Source organism: Haloarcula sp. H-hyl6 (assembly GCF_056934455.1).
Genome location: NZ_JBRIIK010000003.1, coordinates 159,255 through 178,564 on the forward strand (window position 1 = coordinate 159,255; position 19,310 = coordinate 178,564).

The window sequence follows — 19,310 nt, forward strand, 5'->3', positions numbered from 1 at the left end:
ACGATGGGGACCAGATTCCCGCTCGAATCTGCGGACGTCCTTCTCGTCGGCGCGACCGACTGGCTGGAAGCACTCGCAGCGGAACTCGAATCAAACACTGGAGCGGCCGTACATCGGGCTGAAACGGCACAGGATGGGTTGAGTGTCGTCGACGAGAGCCCCATCGACTGCCTCGTCACGGCGTATACACTGGATGGGACGACCGGCCTCGACCTTTTGAGAGAGGTGCGGGAAACAGAGCCGACACTGCCTGTCCTTCTCGGAACGGCGAACGGCGACGAAACAGTCGCCAGCGAGGCCATTTCGGCCGGCGTCACCGACTACGTTGTGGTCGAAGACCCCGCTGAGCAGACGGCTGCGACGATGTCGAACCGAATCGAAGACGCGTTGCGTTCCGAACGGCGGGCGAGTGACAGACGGGAACGGGCGCGGCAGTTCGACGCCGTATTCCGTGACAGCCAGACGGCGACGTGGGTTCTCGACCCCGACGGAACCCTCGTCCGGGCTAACCAGACAGCACGTGAGATGATAGACGACGAGTCGGACCCAATCGTCGGAGAGCCGTTCTGGTCGCTCACGTGCTGGTCGAACACGGCGTCGACCCGAAGCGAGGTCCGACAACTCGTCGAACAGACGCGCGACGGGACGTTCAGCAACGCGACCATCGCCGACCCGCGGGACGGCGAGACCCAGCGCGTCATCGACCTCTCGATTCGGCCCGTCGAGGACGACCACGGTGACCTCTCCTCCATCGTCGTCAAGGGCGTCGAGATTACGGATAGAGTCGCGCTCGAACGCAACCTCCGCCAGTCCGAAGAACTCCATCGGGTAACGCTCAACAACATGACCGACACCGTCCTCATCACCGACGAGGACGGCGACTACACGTACGTCTGTCCCAACGTCCACTTCATCTTCGGATACACGGCGGACGAGATACGTACTCGGGGGACTATCGACGACCTCCTCGGCGAGGACCTCTTCGACCGGGAGGAACTCGCCGAGACTGGGAGCCTCAAGAACATCGAGTGTACGGCGACCGACAAGGCCGGTCGGGAACATACGCTACTGGTCAACGTCCGGGAGGTCGACATCCAAGGCGGCAAGCTACTCTACAGCTGCCGTGACATCACGAAACGCAAGCAACGGGAGGAGGCGCTGGCGACGTTACAGGAACTCGCACGGGGGTTCCTGTACGCGGGAACCCACGACGAGATTGCCCAACAGATAGTCGACAACGCTCCGGGTGTCCTCGACCTCGACGCGACCGCGGTGTACCTGTTCGACGCCGACAGTAACGAACTCCGACCGGCCACCTACTCGCAGGCGATGCGGGATAGCCACGGCCCTCTCCCAGGCGTTCACGCCGACGGAGACTCGCTTCCTGGGTCGGCGTTCATAGAGGGGACGGCGATGTTCTTCGACGACGTGCACGAGGCCGAGCGGCTCGATAACCGGGCCACGGACCTCAGGAGTGCGGGCTACGTCCCGCTTGGCGACCACGGCATCTTCGTCGCCGGGACCACCGACATCGGGGCGTTCGACGAGGTCACCCGAGAACTCGCGGACCTGCTCGCGGCGACCGCTGAGGCGGCACTCGACCGCGTCACGCGAGAGTCACAACTCCGCGCCCAAGAGCGACAGCTCCAGCAGCAAAACGAACAGCTCACTGCACTGAACCGCATCAACGAGACCATCAGAGCTATCGACAGGGCGATAGTACAGGCGGAAACGCGCGACGAGATAGACCACAGCGTGTGCGAACTGCTGACTAGCGACGACCGGTTCAGTTTCGCGTGGATCGGTGGCGTCGACTCGACGTCCGACACGCTCGAACCGCGGGCGTGGGCGGGTGACGAACAGGGGTATCTGGAGAGCAACGAGTTCAGCGTCGACCCCTCGGGCACCGAACCGGCCGGGAAGACTGCGGCGGACGGCGACGTGACCATGGTGCCAAACGTCGCGACCAACCTCCGTGAGGATTCGTGGCGCGCAGACGCACTCACCCGCGACTTCATGTCCGTCCTGAGCATTCCGCTCGTGTACAACGACCTCACGCACGGCGTCCTGACGGTGTATGCGGACTCTCGGGACGCGTTCGATACGACCGCTCGGTCCGTAATGGTTGAACTAGGGGAGACGATAGCCTCGGCACTCAGCGCCATCGAGCGGCGAAACGCACTTCTCACGACCTCGCTGACCCGTGCCACGTTCGAAATCGACGACGAGACGTTCATCCTCTCCCGTCTCGCCCGGGTAGCCGACTGCACCCTCTCCTACCAGGGCGGCGTCCAACAGACGACAGACGGCAGTTACGTGTTCGTCACCGTCGAAGATGCCGATATCGAGGACGTGCAGGCTGCCGCATCCGAGCTCGCCGGCGTCGCCGACGTCCGACAGATAAGCGAGGAGAGCGACGGCGGCGTCCTTCGACTGGGACTCACCCGGCCGTTTCTCGCGCTGGAGTTGGCGGACCACGGTGCCGTCTTCCGGGAAGCGACTGCGGACGCGACGTCCACGACGCTGACCATCGATGCTCCCGACAGCATCGACCTCAGGACGGTTTCGCAGTTGATGGACGAGGCGTTCGCCGACGTCGAACTCCACAGCAAGCAGACGTTCGACCAAGGGGCAGAGCACGACGTCTACACGCGGTTCCTCTCTGACCTCACCGAACGGCAACTCGAAGTGGTCCAGACGGCCTATTACAGCGGCTTCTTCGAGTCGCCACGTGAGAGCACCGGTGAAGACGTCGCCTCGATGCTCGATATCTCCCCGCCCGCGTTCTATCAGCACGTCCGGACAGTACAACGAAAGCTGTTCACGACGATTTTCGAAGAACAGAGCGTCTCCGTCGGTCCCGCCGAGAGGTAGGGTTCAATAGTAAACTCCCACCTCTCGGCCTACCTTGTTGCTAAACTACAGAGTATTCGCTTATACCCGTCTTTGTTCCAGTTGAGTGCCGCGGCCGACGGCTGGCACTCGTGAGCGCACTATGAGAGATGTCACGCAAACTCCCGACGAGGAAACGCCGTACGAGTGCTTCGAGTGCGGAGCCGTCGTCGTTGCGGAGGACAATCCCGACCCCTGTCCGAACTGTGGCGGCGAGATGCGAAATCGCCACACTCCGATGGAGTGACGATGCCGGTCGGACCCAGCATCGCCGCCACCGGTCTGCTCAGCGACCGCCCAGAATCACCGGAATGCGTGCCGACGGTATCGACCGGGCGACCGCCGGCCGAGGTGAAACCGAACGGGCGGACCACCGGCAGACAGGTCGTGACCCGATAGTTGGGGACGTTCAGCGAAACTCGCAAAATCTGACTCAGCCATGACAGACGTTCAAAGTCGTCTAGAAGAGACGAGAGCCGTCAGGTACGTAGAGGAACCGACGTCGTTGCCGCTGTTCCGCGCAGTCACGCGAATCTGGCACTTCCCCAGCGAAGACGTCCTCCTCGAACTTGCAGAGCACCGCGATTGTCTACTGCCGAACGTCGACGTGGTCGACGTTCCAGCGAGCGAGGTGACGCAAGTTGGAGACGCTGTGGCACTCGACACAGAGACCGCTGTTCGGGTCTCCGAAGAGTCGGGCGGACTGAAAGTTAGAGAATATGATAAGAAGATGACGCTCTGAGACCATAGACCGCCATAGAAGTGCGGAGAAAGCCCTCTCGGTAGAGGTATCTCTACCCCCGGATATACTCAAAATCCGGACACAATGGATAGCTTTTGGTATCTCGATTTCGCTGGTAGATGTATGTCCGAGATAAACCCGTACCAGAGCTTGCGGACACAGATCGACGAGGCGGCTGAATACCTGGACGTCTCCGACGGCCAGATCGAGCGGCTGAAGAACCCCGAGCGGATACTGGAGACGAACCTCTCGGTCGAGATGGACGACGGTTCGGTCGAAGTGTTCCGTGCGTACCGGTCGCAGTTCAACGGCGACCGTGGCCCCTACAAGGGCGGTATCCGATACCACCCGCAGGTCAGCCGCGACGAGGTCAAGGCGCTCTCGGGGTGGATGGTCTACAAGACGGCGACGAGCGACATCCCCCTCGGTGGCGGGAAAGGCGGCATCGTCATCGACCCCAGCGAATACTCCGAAAGCGAATTGGAGCGCATCACCCGCGCTTTCGCGGAGGAGTTGACCCCGCTTATCGGCGTCGACCGAGACATCCCTGCGCCGGACGTCAATACGGGTCAGCGCGAGATGAACTGGATCAAGGACACCTACGAGACCATCGAGAACACCACCGAACCGGGTGTCATCACCGGGAAGGACCTTTCGAGCGGTGGGAGCGAGGGCCGTGTCGAGGCGACCGGACGCTCGACTGTCGTCGCGGCGCGTGAAGCGTTCGAGTATCTCGATAAGGACCTCGAAGGCGCGACGGTCGCAGTGCAGGGCTTCGGCAACGCCGGCTGGATTGCGGCGAAACTCATCTACGAGATGGGGGCCAACGTGGTCGCCGTCTCGGACTCCAGCGGAGCCATCTACGCGGAGGACTCCTTCGACCCCGTCGACGTCAAGGAGTTCAAACGCGAGACCGGGAGCGTCGCCGGGTACGACGGCGCCGACGAGGAACTCACCAACGACGAACTGCTGACGCTGGACGTCGACCTGCTGATTCCGGCCGCTCTGGAGAACGCAATCGACGAGTCACTCGCACACGACATCGAGGCAGACGTCGTCTCCGAGGCAGCCAACGGCCCGATTACGCCCGCGGCCGACGACGTTCTCAGGGACGAAGACGTCCTCGTCATCCCGGACATCCTCGCGAACGCCGGCGGTGTGGTCGTCTCGTACTTCGAGTGGGTGCAGAACCGCCAGCGGTTCTACTGGTCCGAAGAGCGCGTCAACGAGGAACTCGATTCGACCATCGTCGACCAGTTCTGGAACCTCGTCGACGCCTACGAGAGCCGAGAACTCCCGTCGCTCCGGACCGCCGCCTACGTCGTCGCACTCCAGCGCGTCATCGACGCCGGCGAGCAGGCCGGGACGTGGCCCTGAATCGGCTCGCAGCGTAGGGAATTTTCGTCCCAGCCGTCGAGCGGTGACGTGAACCGTCACCGTGGGTACTCTACCGCTCTTTCACGCCCCGTGGCTGCCGATGGCCGACTGACAGACGCTCACAGCCGTCGCTCAGCGGTCAGTACCTGGGACCCGGATATTCGTTGCTGTCAGAGGCACGTCGTCACCAAACGGTGACAAGCCGGGTCCCTACCAAATGGTACAAACGAGAAGTAAATAATCATTTCTGTATGCCGCGTGTCAGCAGTTTGCAAATCGATGTCCGTCCCAATCGGCAGAGCCGACGAGTTCAGACATCGTGCGCCTCTGACAGCACTCCGGAACCGAGTGACGACCCTGTCCCGGCATCACCCTATACGCACTCAGCCTAAATGTAGTTGATGTTTCAAAAGTGGCCTAAGCCATGGGCAGTTCGGTCCGGGGAGATGTCCCTGCTGTCGACGACTGACCCGTCACGAGCACCCAATAGGTCGATTGGCGGGGTGTCAACACCGGGACCGGACCGATTATCTACGGCCGTCCGGCGACGTCCGCCGTCCGGTCGAGGAAGTCCTCGTAGGTGAGCACCGCCGGGCCGTCCACCTCGTACGTTCCCGCGTCGGTTACGTCTTCATCACGCAAACTCAACCCTCGACTGCCGGCCGAGTGGTCGCGTGTCGAGCGTGAGCGGCGTCCCGACGGGCGGTCTGCACCTAGTGTTTTATTCCGGAAGGGCAAGCGCGGAGGCAGATGTCGCTCCTGTTCGACCACGTCATCGGGGACTTCGAACTCGCCGATGCGACCCTCCACGCGGTGACGGACGCCGACCTCGTCGACGGTGGGCCGTCGGTGCCGGCCAGACCGGTCGCGGAGTTCGCCGAGCATCACGACGCCCTCGCCCATCCCGACGAGGACTGGACGTGCATCCCCCTCCACGGGGAGAACGACGCGGCGCTGGCCGACTCGTTCGTGGCGTTCACCGACCACTCGCTCCACGGTCCGATTTTCGTCTTCGAACGCGACGGGGAACGCGACTTCCTCGACGCGGAGGCGTTCGGCGAGACGCGACTGGCCGACCGCATCCGGTTCTGGCACTCCGATTTCGTCCCCGAGACGTACCCGCCGACCTACGACTCGCCAATCGACGACAGCGAACCCGCCCGCAACCCCATCGACCCGGAGACGCTCGTAGCGGACCTCGAAACGTTCGTCGAGAGCGAGCGTGCGGCGACTCGGGAGTCGAACCGGGAGCGTGCGGCCGGTCGGTCGCCACAGGCGCTCTACGAGTCCGGCGGCGACGCGATTCCGCGACTCCACTCTGTCGGGTCCGAGGGCGACGGCGAGTACCGCTTTCGCGTCGACCTACCTGCCCACCTCGAAGACCGTCGTGACGGAGACTGGGCCTACTTCGTGGAGTCCGAGTTCGGTATCCACGAGGGGAACGAGGTGGAACTCCACGTGGTTGCGGGGCGCGGCGGCGACCAGTTCCCCGTCGACGCGACCGTCGAGCGCATCCGCGGGCTGAACGTGTGGCTCAGAGTCGGTTGGGGTGCCGTCAGCGGGGCGACGACCCTCCGCACCGTCCTCGGCCGCGACGACGCTACCTTCGGCGTCACGGCGCTGTTGAACCCAGTGCCGTTCGACCGGGAGCGGTCGGCCGTCGAGCGACTCCGAGACCACCGCCTCGGCGACGTCCTCGCTGGGACGCGACCCGTCACCTTCTCGAACGGTGCGGCGGCCCAGAGCGAGCGTCGCGACGAGGCGCTGAATCAGGAGCAGCGACTCGCCGTCGAACACGCGCTACTCGCCGACGACCTGTTCTGCATCCACGGGCCGCCGGGGACCGGTAAGACGCGAACCCTCGTCGAAATCGTCCGACGGGCCGCCGCCGCGGGCGAGAGCGTCCTCGTCTGCGCCGACTCGAATCAGGCCGTCGACAACCTAGTCGCCGGGTCCTCCACGGCCGACATCCCCGACGAACGGTCGCTGCACGCCTACGGGCAACACGGGGCCGGCGAGTTCACGCTCGACCGAGTGAACGCGAGCAACTCCGACAGCGACGTCGTCTCGCGCGCGTACCGCGACGTCCCCGGGCGCGCGGAGGTGGTCGCGACTACGAACAGCAGCGCCGCCACAGTGGCCCGAGAGTTCGACCTGCTCGTCCTCGACGAGGCGACCCAGTCTACCTGTACGGCCTCGTGTATCCCGCTCGTTCGCGCCCGACGGGCCGTGCTGGCCGGCGACCACCGGCAGTTACCACCCTTCAGCGCCCGTGACGAGCCACCCGAGTCGAGCTACGGTCACTCGCTGTTCGAGCATCTCTACGCCGAGGGCGGCGTCTACGAGGGCGTCGGCCTCCAACTCCAGACCCAGTACCGGATGCACCGCGACATCGCGTACTTCCCGAACCGAGAGTTCTACGACCGCACGCTTCGGAACGGCCGTGCCGTCGACTCCCTGCCCGACCGACCGGCGCTCGAAGGGTACAACGTGGGGGGCGAAGTCAGGACCGTCGGCCACTCCAAGGCGAACCCGACGGAGGCGCGCCTCGTCACCCACCTCGTGTCGGAGTTACTGGAGGACGTCCCGCCCGACGAAATCGGCGTCATCACACCCTACACCGCGCAACTGGCTTGCATCCGAGACACGCTGTCTGACACCCTCGACGTGGCCGACCGGGTCACCGTCGACACCATCGACTCGTTTCAGGGTGGCGAGCGAACGGCCATCGTCCTCTCGCTCGTCCGAAGCAACGGCGAGGGAGACGTGGGCTTTCTCGGCCGACCCGCGGACGGCCCCCGTCGCCTGAACGTCGCGCTCACGCGCGCCAAACGCTACTGCGCAATCGTCGCCGACTGGCACACGCTCCGGTACGACGCCGACGGGAAGTGCACCGACTGCTACGAGTCGTTCTACCAGTACTTCGAGAACACGAACCGCTTGAGCGCCGTCGACCCGGATTTCATCCCAATATAGCCCGTCGCCCACTTCAAATAACACCTAATTCTTTGGGCATGCTGTGTTTAGTTGCGGGATACTGACTGCTTTGCACCGTGGAGAGTATCACAGTCAGGATACTCGAGTGTCTCGCCGCAGCAGAGGGCGTAGAGCCGCGGGAGTTGGACTTCGTCTTACACGAGTACGTCGACCTGGACGCCCTGGAACAGCTCTTGCAGGGGAGTGAGTCGGTACACGTCTCACTGGCGGTCGATGAGTACACGGTGTCCATCACCAAAGACGAGTCCGTTGTCGTCGACATTCAGAAGGGTGAACTCCTGCACTAGCCCGGAGCGTCGGGTGTCGCTTCGGGCCCCCTCTTCGTTCTTCTCGCAACAGCTATGAGCCGTTACCGAGACGGGTCCCTAGGTGCCACAGGCGTGCGTCGAGAAGGCACCTACCGGAGGTAACAGAATGAGTACACGGCCTTGGACGATACTCGTCGTCCTCGTGGCACTCGGCGTCGTGACGGTCACGCCCGTCGCCGCTGCGGCAACCGCTCCGTCAGCGGCCGTCTCGGACGACCGGCCACGACAAACGACGGTCCACTCGACGGAGAGCATCGACCACGGCATCGCTGGCTCCGCACTACGGACCGCGTACTCGGACCTCGTGACGTCGGCGGCAGCCACCCGCCTGTCCACTGGCACGCTGGTAGTGGGCAACTCCCGGTTCGGTGACGTCAACCCGCTGGGTCACGACACCCGGCAGGAACTCTACGACGTCATCTCGGAGGACCCCGGCGTGTACGTCGCGGAACTGGCTCGCCGGACCGACACCAACGTGTCGACCGTTCGGTACCACGTCCGAGTGCTGGTCGACGCCGGATTCGTCGAGCGGTCGACCGAACGCGGTAGGAGCCGGCTCACACCGACTGGCCTCGATATCACCGTGTCGCAGATGGACGTCGAGGACGGCACTCGACGTGCCATCCTCGTCTCGCTCGACCGAGCGGGACCCGCGACCGGTTCCGAGCTAGCCGACCGCCTCGGCTTGACCGAGGGGACACTCTCGTATCACCTCCAGCGGCTCGCGGACGACGGCCTCGTCACTCGCGAGGAAGACGGGCGTACGGTCGTCAACGCGGTGACGGCCGACGTTTCCGAGTCCTACGCGACTGCCGAGGACTGACGGCTAGAGACAGCCGTCAGAACGTCTTTTTTATCAGCCCGAGACCCTCGAGTGCGATGACTACAGCACACACATCAGTAACGACCCCGGGACGGGCGACGTGCGTCTCGGCGAGGCGACGCCGATGCAGTTCTAGGACTGGCTCTCGGACGTGTAAGCGGCACGTTCCCGTCGGCGGGTCTCGAAGAAGCCGGGGACACTGAGATGGTACGTGGGAGTCCCAAAGGTCCAGAAGCGGGCGGAGACGACCCCGGTGAGGAGGTGACCGACCAGACTGCAGACGGAGAACTATCTCGAGACGACGTCTTCCACATGTTGCAGTGTCGTCGTCGGCGACTCGTACTCAAGTACCTACAGGAGTGTGGCGGCCGGGCGGAGATGCGCGACATCGTCGAGCACATCGCCGCGCTCGAACACGACACGACCGTCGAGAACCTCCGGTCACAACAGCGTCAGCGGGTCTACATCGCGCTCTATCAGTCGCACCTCCCGAAGATGGACAGGGCCGACATCATCGACTACGACCAGAGCCGCGGCGACGTCGAGACGACCGAACACACCGCACAGTTCGACGGATTCCTCGACGGAGACCCGTCGTTACTGGCCGTGGAATCCGACGACACGGTCCCCGCCGACGAACGACCGTCGGCCGTCGAAACGGGCGGCGAGCGCGGTTCGAAGTGGCAGACCCGGTATCTCTACACCTCCGGTGGCTGTCTCGCCGTGCTCGCGTCACTGGCGAGCGGACTGCTGTCCGGGTGGCCGCTGTCGCAGGCGAACGTCGGCGTCGCTGTGGCGAGCGTCTTCACCCTCCTGGCGGCGAACCACTGGGTCAGCGAGACGCGGGCCCCGTGATTCCGCTGGATTCAACTCACAGTTCCGAGTACCAGCTCTGATTGCGGCGCGTGTGTCCGATTATCATACCCTGTACTCACGGGTCAAGCTATATATCAGATAACAAAAAACGCACAACTATTGGGGGAATGGGATGTCAGAAGCAACTCGCCATCAAGAGGCACCGTCAGCATCGAACGGCAATCCCTCGCTGCATCCGATTATCGACTCGCCGTCGGTCGTAATCTTCGACGAATCTATTCGGCGGGAACTCTACGAGAAGTGGCTATCTGACGTCGTCACGGTCCATACCCCGACCTCGTGTAGCGATGCAAACCACGTCACTGGGGAGACTACCGCCGTCGCAATCGTTCGGCACGAACTCTCGACAGAACTCCGCGAGCAGATTGACGAGCTATTGAACACGACGGCCCCACAGAGTCGTATCGTGTTTGCCACGTCTAGTCACTTGCCCGTGTTCAATACCCTACCGGCGGCGAACGCTCACCTGTCGGAGCCGATAGATAGACAGCAACTTCGTGACGTGGTCCTCGGTCAGGCCCGAATCGCTGTGTACACCGTCGCGCTGTCCCAGTACTACGAACACACGCGGAAACTGACCGAGATACGACTCGATTCGACGGTCAGTTCGTCGGTTCACGACCGACTCGAAGCGAATGCCGACGCGTTGGGCACCGTCGTCAAGGGACTCGGTGCGAAACTGACCGCCTCCGAGCGGCGTGAAATCTTGAGTTCGATTAGTGACGAGGCACCGACGGCCGGGTCAGCCGGCAACGCGTCGAAGTCCTGTCCCACGTCCTGCTCGCAGTGTGACGACTCCCGAACCGGACAGGCCGCGTTCAGGTACCTCGGTGCGTACGTCTGGGAGTGTGTCTCCTGTGGGGCGGTGTACGAGCGGCCGGCGGCCGCGAACAGACGAGTCGCGAAACGGTAAACCGGCCGGCGGCGGCAACCTCGTCGTGCCTACCCGTCACAACAGACCGAGTAGTGGACGTCACCGTCGAGTAGCGCACCCACTTTGGCACACAGGCTGGCCGTCGTCTCGAACGGACCGAACTTGCTCACGATGGCGCCGTCCGCCAGCAACGAGAGCGTCCAGTGGACGGCGTCGTCGGGGCCGTCCCGCGCTCGGACGCGGACCACGCGGTCAGGGAGCGTCAGTTCGTACCCGTCGGTCGTCGGTTCGAGAGTCCACTCGCTGTGGAGGGCGGTTTCCGTCACCACCGTCCGGAGGGTGTCACGAAGGTCCGTCGACGTGGCCGCGTCGTCGGGCATAGCCGAACGCCGGGCCAGACGGACATAGCCGTTCGGTTCCGGGACAGTCTCGTCGGTCCGGGTGCCGAAAGAAAAGCACCGAGCGACCGGTCACTCGGTAGTCGGGCCGACCTGTTCGAGCAAGTCCTGCAAGTTGTAGAAGACGCGATGCGACTGAATCATCCCATCTGCGAACCGAATCTTGTCCATGCCGTCCAGACGCATCTCGTTTCCGGTCGGTTCGACGTCGTTGAACGGCCCGTCGTGCGTGCCCGTCACCGTCCAATCGAGCATCATCACGCCGTCCCCCGCGAGCATGTCGTTGACGGTCACGTGGAAGTCCGGGAACCCTGTGTGGAGTTCGCGGACGTACGCTTCGAAGGCGTCCCGCCCCTCCACGGCGTCCGGTACACCGGGGTCGTGGACGGTTATCGACTCGGCAACGACGTCCTGAATCTTCTCGTAGGCCTGCTCGTTGTAGATGGCGACGTAGTCGTTCATGAGCTGTTCCGCGTCGCGTGTGGCTGTGGCCATAGATACCCCTCCGTGGTGAACGTCCGAACCACCTCACCCTGCAGTCCCTCGGTACTCTGGAACGTTCGCGTGGAACTTCGCTAAGCGTCGTGTTAAGGGTTATCACATGCCGGGTGCTGTCGGTCACGGACCAGTCTCAGGCCCGGAGATTGGGTTACCGACGTACGTCACACCCCAACGCTTCGAGCGTCTCGACCGCCGCGCCTAGGTCATCGTCCCCGACCAAGACGTGGTCGGTCGAGTACGAGGATAACGCGAACACGGCGACGTCCGCGTCCGCGAGCGCTGTCGTGACCGTAGACAGAAAGCCGACCAGTTCGAACGGGAGGTCCGCCTCGAACGTGAGCCGTCGCCACCCGCGTTCGACGTCGGTGGCATCCTCGACGGCCGGACTGTCCCCCTCCACGACGACCGTCGTCTCGCTCTCGTCGGTGACAGTCGCGAACGCGTCGGTCGCCGGCCGGTCCGTCCGGCAGACGGCGTACGTCGGGTCCGCCACCGTGACCGTACACCCATCGAGAACCGATTTCGGGTCCATGCGCGGGCCGAGGGGCCGGGACCGGAAAAGCACGCCCCCCGGGGTACTGACGACGACGGCCTGAATCAACAGGGTTTTCCGACCCGGACAGGGTACCCTCGAACGGGTCCCGGTCCCCGCTGTAGCCACACACGCTCACCCATCCCACATCCCCTCGATGGGAACGGGACCCGCTTCTCCACCGGTCGCACGGACCCCACGTCGAGCGAACAGTACGACGCGACAGTACGTATCGCTGAAACCGGCAAGGGTGACTCGAACCGGAAACATATCAACCAATCAAGCAGTACTCACTAACGGACCTCGACATGCCCACCTCGGCGGAAGCGACAGGAGTCCGCCAGTCGAGGTCTCGCCGCGGCGTTCGGATGGGGTTCGAAAGGGGCGAATAGGGACTGGTCGGCGGCCGCCGTCCGGGGGAGCGAGCGGCCGTCGGCCGAGTCGCTACAGGCTGTCGTCGGTAGATTCTACCAACGCATCGTAGAGCCGACTCTTCCGGTGTTCACCTGCAAGTATAGCTACCACAAAAAACTCAGTTCCATTTTCGGATGGTAGCCGAGACGCACGGACGGAAACACGGATTACTTCACAAACTGTCAGACGGTAGCCGTCGGGGCATCCGCTCTGAAGCCCGCGAAAAGGTGACACGTTTCCCATCCACGGCGCGCGGGAGTCTTACTCGGTCCGAACCGCGTCGGCGATAGCCGTCAGGTCGGCTTTCCGGAAAGCACGGTCGGTGCGGTCAGCGTCGCCCGCGTCGAGTCGACCGATTTCGCGCAGAATCGCCGCTCGCATCTCCGGTTTCGGCGGGAGTCGGGTCGAGTCGACGTCGTGGCCCACGGCCTCGCAAATCGCCGCGAGCGCTTCCTTCGTGAACGCCGTCGATTCGACGCGCTCGTAGCGGCCCACGGCCAGTCGAATCTCGTTGCGCAGGTCGTCGACGGTCGGTGACATGGGTGGATGGAGCGTGTAGGTCGACGTGTAGCTTCTGGTTTTCACGTCGGTCGTCGCGGGCACAGGGCCACAACGAGGGAGCGGGAAACCCACGAAGGATTTACCAGTTGAATACGGACGGTCAGACGAAGATGGTCCCTCCAACACGCCGCCGCCTCCTCCACGGAGTCGCGGGACTGGTCGTCGCACTCGCCGGATGTGGCAGACTAGTCGACACGAACGGCACCCCAACCCCGACGAGTACCGCCCGCCCAGACAGTATCGACGACCCCGGGTCCGGCTCCGAGTCCGACCCCGAACTCGTCACCCTCCGGTCGGACGGCGAACGGCCACCGATGTGGTTGACCGACGGCGACCAGACCGACGAGCCGACGGCCCGCGGGGATGACCGGCCGTTCCGAACCCCCAGAACTCTCCTCGACAGCCAATCCCGGGCCGACGGAGTCCAGTTTGCGGACGTCGACGGTGCCGACCGCGCCGCCTCGTTCCTGTCCGAGACAGACTTCGACAGCCAGACGATGTACCTCGAAACGACGGCAGTCGAGTCGTGTTTCCGCCTCGAACTCTGCCGCATCTCGTGGCGACCCGACCACGTCGAGACGGACTACGCCCGGACTATCCGACCGTACGACGAGCGATGTTCGGTCGACGCCCGAGTGTTCGAATCGCGCCTGATACGGATTCCAGACGCCCTCGACGCGGAGTCGGTGAACAGCCACGGTTCTTCCATCGGGTCCGGTCGCTGCGACAGCGGTCCCGAGATGGCCGCGGGAGAGGAAAGCGGCCGGACTGAAGTGGTCCGAACGGACGGTCCCTCTGATACCGACGAAACGGGAGGTGAACAGTGATGGGTGGCGAGAAGGGCGTCACCCGACGCGGGCTACTGACCTTGCTCGGGTCGAGCGCTCTCGCCGGGTGTGGCGCGTTCGACAGTCTCTCCGGTGAGAGCCGCGAGACAGTCAGCAGCTACCGGCTGCCGGATTTCGACCGCGGCGAGGACCCGGAGCAGGTCGTCAAACCGAGCGTCCCCGTCGAAATCGACCCCGCATACCTCGCTAGCGTCCGAGACCGGGTCACCTCCTTGCTCTCGACACTGCCGACCCCGCTGGGACCCGAAGCGATTCCGAACGGCCACGTGCGCCAACACCTCGTGGACGCGGCCGCGGACGCGACGACAGCGCTCGACGAAGCACTCAGCGCGGAGACGCAGTACGTCTCGCTCCAATCGCTCCGAGAGGCCCGGGAACGGGCGCGATACGCCGCCACCGGGTGGGCCGTCGCTGACGCGGGACAGACGCTCGAAGACGTCAAAGCGGAGCAACAGCGTGCCGCCTCACGGGCGGCGTCGTTTCGGTCGGACCGGGAGTACCTCGGGCGCGACCCAGTCACCGCCACGTTGGTCCACGCCCGCATCGAAACAGCACTCCGGCGAGCGACGACGGACGACCCCGTACACACCTCACACGGCGGCGACCAGACGCTTCTCGGAGTCGCCGAGTGGGGCGAACGGGCAGAGTCCACGCGAGCTCTCTTGGCCGACGCCCGACACCTCGACGAGCGGTTCGCCGACTCGCTTCCCGCTGACGTGGGGACGGTCGAGGAGACGCTGACGGGGGCCGCCGACGCGCTACTCGGCGACGTGCGGTCACGGCAGTCGTCGCTCCCGCCCCAACAGAACGGCGACGACTGGACGCCGGCGATGGAAATCCTCGACGAACTCCGGTGGAGGGCAGAAAGCGGGGCCGACCGCGTCTCGGACGGGGCAGGACCCGCCAGTGTAGTCGTCGACGCGACCGACCGACTGGCGACGTTCAGGGCGCTGGCCCGAGTGCGAGACCGCATCGACGACGGGGAGCAGTTCCGGGTCGAGAGCGCCGACGACGTCCGTCGGTACCGGAGCGACGCGCTCGACGCCGTCGAGACGGCCCTCGACGAGAGTCCCGCGCCGGGCATCGCGAGAACTGTGGCCGTCGACGCAGTGGCACTCATCGCGAGCACCGATTGGGAGTTCACCCGGTACCGCGGTGACGTCCGACTCGACCAACTCGACCGAACGATTACGGGCTACGTCGTCGCGACGAGCGTCGCCCGAGCGACGCCGGCGGCGTGTCGACAGACACTCGAAGCGTTGACCGCGGCGTGAGCGACCACCCCCTGTTTCGAGTGTTCTGAGCGGCGGTGGAACCTGTCGGCATCCCCCTGTGCCATTCGTCGTCGTCAGTCCGTCGACCGGCGATACATCGACGGACGAATTGTACCCTTCCAAGAGGGGTACACAGCGGTACGTAGCCCGGAGGACACACACCTCTATCGAAGTGTTCCACCGCTCGTCGAGCACGTGTCCGACGCCCGAAAAGTGCAGCGAACCGGGGAGAGCCCAGCGGACAGAGAGGGGTCGGAACAGACACACCCCTCTATCGATGTGTTCCAAACGTGGGTGACTCGGCAGGCACTCGGGACGAGCGAGGGGCAGAACTAACAGGAGCGAGGGAAACGTCAGTCAATACCCGGTAGAGGGTGTGACTGGGGTGTTGAGAGCGGCGAGAGCCACAATCGACGAACGGTGCAGCGTGGGACGAACGACGGGTCCCTACCGACACTTCGAACACTTCGATAGAGGTGTGTCTGTGTCTCTAGTACTAGCTAGACTAGAAGAAGAGAGAAGAAGAGGAGAACGGACAGGAATACAGCACGGCTAGAGTGTCCGCTCACGGTGCACGGAACGGATTCTTCGGCCTGGGGCATCTCTGACTGCGTTTCGTTCCTTGCCGTTCGAGTCAGATGGTTCCTCGATGGGCCCCCTCATCCCTTCCCCTGAACACATCGATAGAGGGGTGTGTCTGTCACGGCGGGATCAGTCCTGTACGCCACGTGGCAGTCGTCACGAACACTTCGTCAGTCGTTCGCGGTTCCGTCTGAACTGAGTGCTCCGAACGCCGGAAAAATCCACCGAGAACCCCTCGAACAGAGAGACACACATCGATAGAGGTGGGTAACACTTTTGTCTGGTCACCGTCTGGTTCTTGCATGGACACCGACGACTCCGACCGCTCCACCGACCGGCAGGAGTCATCGGACGGCGCGGACCCAAGTGTCGACGGTCAGGACTCCGCATCGCCGCCGCCCGACCGAGAGGCGGACGCGGACGGTTCGGGGTCGCAGTCTATCGAGGAGATGCTCCTCGAGTTCGACGAACAGGAGGGGTTGATTCGGGAACGGACTCTACTGGACCCGAACTACGTCGTCGAAGAGGACCGCATCGTCGGGCGCGACGAGCAGTTACAAGAAGTCACGAAGATGCTCCGGGTGGCACTGGGCGACAACCGGCCGCCGAACCTCTTTCTGTACGGCCCCTCGGGGACCGGCAAGTCTCTCATCACCAAGGCGGTGTGTAAGAACATCAGCCAAATCTGTGAGGCTCGGGACATCCGCTTCGGCACTATCGAAGTCAACTGCCAAGACCTCGACACCCTAGGCGTCGCCGTCTACGAACTCGTCTCCCGGGCCGCCGACGAGGCCGGCGTCCCCGTCGAAGTACCGAAACACGGCGTCGCGACGAAGGAGAAGTGGGACGAACTGTTCCGCATCGTCGACGAGAACTTCGACTCGTTGGTGTTCGTCCTCGACGAACTCGACATGCTCGTGGGCCGACGGGACAAGCAATACCCCGCCTTCTCGCGCCTCCTCTATCAACTCTCGCGGGCGGGCGCTGACGGGGACCTGGAGACGTTCATCTCTGTCGTAGCCATCTCGAACGACACGAAGATGATGGAGTCGGTCGGAAGCCGCGCTCTCAGTTCGTTCACTCCGGAAGACGTCCACTTCGGAGACTACGACGCCAACCAGTTGCAGGCGATTCTCCGCCGCCGGCAGGACGCCTTCTACGAGGACGTCCTCGACGACGACGTCATTCCGCTCGCGGCGGCGTTCGCCGCACAGACCCACGGCGACGCTCGGAAGGCCATCGACCTGATGCGCGTCGCCGGCGAACTCGCCGAGCGAGAGGGCGACAAGCGAGTGAACGAGTCTCACGTCCGCGAAGCACAGGACAAGGTCGAGAAGAACCGCGTCCTCGAAGTCGTCCGCGGCATCAGCACCCAGAAGAAACTCTGTCTGTACGCGACGGCCGCCGTCGCCGCCGAGTCGAACGACGGCGCGGCACGAAGCACGACGGGGTACAAGGTGTACCAGTTCCTGACGGACTCTATCGACGCCGACCAGTACCACCAGGAGACGTACGTGAACAAGATGAAGGAACTGACGACGTACTCGCTCGTCGACTTCGAGCGCCGCAGTCACGGCCCCAGTTCGGGGATGTTCCTCGAGTTCCAGTTCGGCGAATCCCCGGAGACGATTCTGGAGACGCTCCGCGAGGACTCCCGCATCGAGATGGTCTCCCCGGACGAAGTCCAGTCCGTCGTAAAGGCTCAGATTCGGAACGAGGGCTGAGAGGAGCAGTCGAAGCGGCGGGCGGGGGAGACGCCTCTATCGAAGTGTTCTTTGGCTGGCCCCGGGGCCCACGTGTACGTCCATGCTCGGCAGCACACCCTGGCGGACACCCCTCTATCGAAGTGTAAACAGCCGCCACAAGCGTTGTAGTAGTCGGTATTTGGACTTCGCGAATTGCAAGTCCTCCATCATGATTGACAGAACGAGGGCGACGAACGGCGGCCGTCGACCCGTCGTGACGGCGGACACACCCCTCTATCGAAGTGTTCCGGCCGACTCCACTCTTCCAGAACAGACACACCTGTATCGATGTGTTCGTGCGGGACGCGTCCACGAGACAGCGTAGGATTGTCGACCCGAGTTCCGACAGCAGGGTCCGGAAGACACACTTACCGCTACGCCGAGCTAACCAACATAGGGCGGTATACCGACCCACTGTTGGTTAGCAGGTACACTGACGTAGTCGGCCACCGAAACACTTCGACAGAGGGGTGTGGGTCGGCCTCGACATCGAGACCCCAGCGTCCTTACTGACTACCGTTCCCACTGGGCAACTTCGGGATGAGCCACGAGAGGAAGGCGTCGGGGCTTCGCGTCTGCGTCCACACGGTTCCCTCGCCGGTGAACTCACAGACCAGGCCTTCCCCGCTGAACAGCGTCGACTTGAGGCCGCCCACCTTCCGCACGTCGAAGTCCAGTGACTCTTCGAAGGCGACGATGTGACCCGTGTCAACGACGACGGACTCGCCCGGTTCGACGGTGAGTTCGTCGATGGCGCCGTAACTCGAGATGAACGCCGGGCCGGTACCGGACAGTTTCAGGAGGAAGAGCCCTTCACCGCCGAAGAACGTCTTCCCGCCACCGAACTTCGTGTCGACGTCGATAGCGGGGTCCGACGCGATGAACGACGTGGACTGGACGTACAGGGTCTCGTCGTTCAGTTCGTGGTGCTGTATGTCGCCGGACAGGGCCGGTGCGAGTCGGAGTTCGCTGGCCTGCGATGCAGTGAACGTGTTCATGAAGAACGACTCGCCACCCAGCACCGACCGGGAGAGCGACTTCAGCAAGCCACCCTCGGCCTTCGTCTCCACCTCGATTCCGGCCGTGTGGCTGACCATCGCACCGCCCTCGGCCCTGATTGCCTCACCCGGTTCGAGTGAGAGGTTCAACTGGGCGTACGACGGTTTGTGTGTAATATCGAACTCCATGGAGTACTGTTCGCTCAAGTGATATATAGCCGTGGCGCTGCTGGCACGCTCGGAGTTACTGTGGAATCGGGTACGGGGTCTGGACTAATTTGGAGATTGATCGTTCACACCCGCGTCACGCGGTCTTATCGGTGCCAAAAGCGTAGGTCCTCTACTCGGAGGATGGTGACAGACTGGTAGCTAACCAAAAGGCAGCTGGGTGAAAGTGGTGGTGAGGTGCTATTTCGAACTGGGTAACAGGCCCGTAAGCCGGCGGTTTCGCTACGCGAGAGTAGGGGAGACAGAACTACGACCGGATTTTAGAAGGCCTATAACCGTGAGAAACGGGACGCTGAGTGGTTTTCAGGCGGCATATTCTAAGATAGCTAACATTCGAGAG

Annotated in this window: 17 protein-coding genes; 12 read left to right on the top strand and 5 right to left on the bottom strand. The window is 63.5% G+C overall.

The window, feature by feature from the left end:
* Positions 1-3: 3 nt before the first annotated feature.
* From Hhyl6_RS19300 to Hhyl6_RS19340, 9 genes are all read left to right on the top strand, one after another.
* A complete protein-coding gene (locus tag Hhyl6_RS19300) occupies positions 4-2,874 on the top strand; it encodes a bacterio-opsin activator domain-containing protein (RefSeq protein WP_483740882.1) in 2,871 nt (956 codons plus the stop codon).
* Between the two features lie 121 nt (positions 2,875-2,995).
* Positions 2,996-3,139 (top strand): rubrerythrin-like domain-containing protein, encoded by a 144-nt coding sequence (locus tag Hhyl6_RS19305; RefSeq protein ID WP_483740883.1) that lies wholly within the window; start codon positions 2,996-2,998, stop codon positions 3,137-3,139.
* A 192-nt stretch (positions 3,140-3,331) separates the two neighbouring features.
* A complete protein-coding gene (locus Hhyl6_RS19310) occupies positions 3,332-3,634 on the top strand; it encodes a hypothetical protein (protein ID WP_483740884.1) in 303 nt (100 codons plus the stop codon).
* Positions 3,635-3,757: 123 nt separating this feature from the next.
* Entirely contained in the window at positions 3,758-5,011 is a 1,254-nt protein-coding gene (locus Hhyl6_RS19315) for a Glu/Leu/Phe/Val family dehydrogenase (RefSeq protein WP_483740885.1), read from the top strand.
* Positions 5,012-5,761: 750 nt separating this feature from the next.
* Positions 5,762-7,987, top strand: a complete 2,226-nt coding sequence (locus tag Hhyl6_RS19320; RefSeq protein WP_483740886.1) for an AAA domain-containing protein — start codon at positions 5,762-5,764, stop codon at positions 7,985-7,987.
* Positions 7,988-8,064: 77 nt separating this feature from the next.
* On the top strand, positions 8,065-8,295 hold the full coding sequence (locus Hhyl6_RS19325) for a HalOD1 output domain-containing protein (RefSeq protein WP_483740887.1): 231 nt from the start codon (positions 8,065-8,067) through the stop codon (positions 8,293-8,295).
* 127 nt (positions 8,296-8,422) lie between these two features.
* Positions 8,423-9,139: a winged helix-turn-helix transcriptional regulator gene (locus Hhyl6_RS19330; protein ID WP_483740888.1), complete on the top strand. Its 717-nt coding sequence runs from the start codon at positions 8,423-8,425 to the stop codon at positions 9,137-9,139.
* Between the two features lie 204 nt (positions 9,140-9,343).
* Complete coding sequence (locus tag Hhyl6_RS19335) at positions 9,344-9,994, top strand: DUF7344 domain-containing protein (protein WP_483740889.1); 651 nt, start codon at positions 9,344-9,346, stop codon at positions 9,992-9,994.
* 133 nt (positions 9,995-10,127) lie between these two features.
* A complete protein-coding gene (locus Hhyl6_RS19340; protein WP_483740890.1) occupies positions 10,128-10,928 on the top strand; it encodes a hypothetical protein in 801 nt (266 codons plus the stop codon).
* Positions 10,929-10,957: 29 nt separating this feature from the next.
* On the opposite strand, the gene Hhyl6_RS19345 is transcribed toward Hhyl6_RS19340, so the two are convergent.
* The 4 genes from Hhyl6_RS19345 to Hhyl6_RS19360 all read right to left on the bottom strand — a co-directional run bounded on the left by Hhyl6_RS19345 (position 10,958) and on the right by Hhyl6_RS19360 (position 13,274).
* Positions 10,958-11,269: a hypothetical protein gene (locus tag Hhyl6_RS19345; protein ID WP_483740891.1), complete on the bottom strand. Its 312-nt coding sequence runs from the start codon at positions 11,267-11,269 to the stop codon at positions 10,958-10,960.
* 90 nt (positions 11,270-11,359) lie between these two features.
* Positions 11,360-11,782: an ester cyclase gene (locus tag Hhyl6_RS19350; protein WP_483740892.1), complete on the bottom strand. Its 423-nt coding sequence runs from the start codon at positions 11,780-11,782 to the stop codon at positions 11,360-11,362.
* Between the two features lie 154 nt (positions 11,783-11,936).
* Positions 11,937-12,320 (bottom strand): ACT domain-containing protein, encoded by a 384-nt coding sequence (locus tag Hhyl6_RS19355; RefSeq protein ID WP_483740893.1) that lies wholly within the window; start codon positions 12,318-12,320, stop codon positions 11,937-11,939.
* A gap of 675 nt (positions 12,321-12,995) precedes the next feature.
* Complete coding sequence (locus tag Hhyl6_RS19360) at positions 12,996-13,274, bottom strand: hypothetical protein (protein WP_483740894.1); 279 nt, start codon at positions 13,272-13,274, stop codon at positions 12,996-12,998.
* A 131-nt stretch (positions 13,275-13,405) separates the two neighbouring features.
* Here Hhyl6_RS19360 and Hhyl6_RS19365 point away from each other — a divergent pair, with 131 nt between their 5' ends.
* The 3 genes from Hhyl6_RS19365 (at position 13,406) to Hhyl6_RS19375 (ending at position 17,723) form a co-directional block, all read left to right on the top strand.
* Positions 13,406-14,122 carry a hypothetical protein gene (locus Hhyl6_RS19365; RefSeq protein WP_483740895.1) on the top strand — a complete coding sequence of 239 codons (717 nt, stop codon included), beginning with the start codon at positions 13,406-13,408 and terminating at the stop codon, positions 14,120-14,122.
* The gene (locus Hhyl6_RS19370; RefSeq protein WP_483740896.1) at positions 14,122-15,417 is read left to right on the top strand and encodes a hypothetical protein; all 1,296 of its coding nucleotides are present in this window, start codon (positions 14,122-14,124) and stop codon (positions 15,415-15,417) included. The genes Hhyl6_RS19365 and Hhyl6_RS19370 overlap by 1 nt, the downstream gene beginning before the upstream one ends.
* A gap of 1,031 nt (positions 15,418-16,448) precedes the next feature.
* A complete protein-coding gene (locus Hhyl6_RS19375; RefSeq protein ID WP_483741155.1) occupies positions 16,449-17,723 on the top strand; it encodes an orc1/cdc6 family replication initiation protein in 1,275 nt (424 codons plus the stop codon).
* Positions 17,724-18,250: 527 nt separating this feature from the next.
* Here Hhyl6_RS19375 and Hhyl6_RS19380 read toward each other — a convergent pair.
* A complete protein-coding gene (locus Hhyl6_RS19380) occupies positions 18,251-18,931 on the bottom strand; it encodes a TIGR00266 family protein (protein ID WP_483740897.1) in 681 nt (226 codons plus the stop codon).
* Positions 18,932-19,310: the final 379 nt, after the last annotated feature.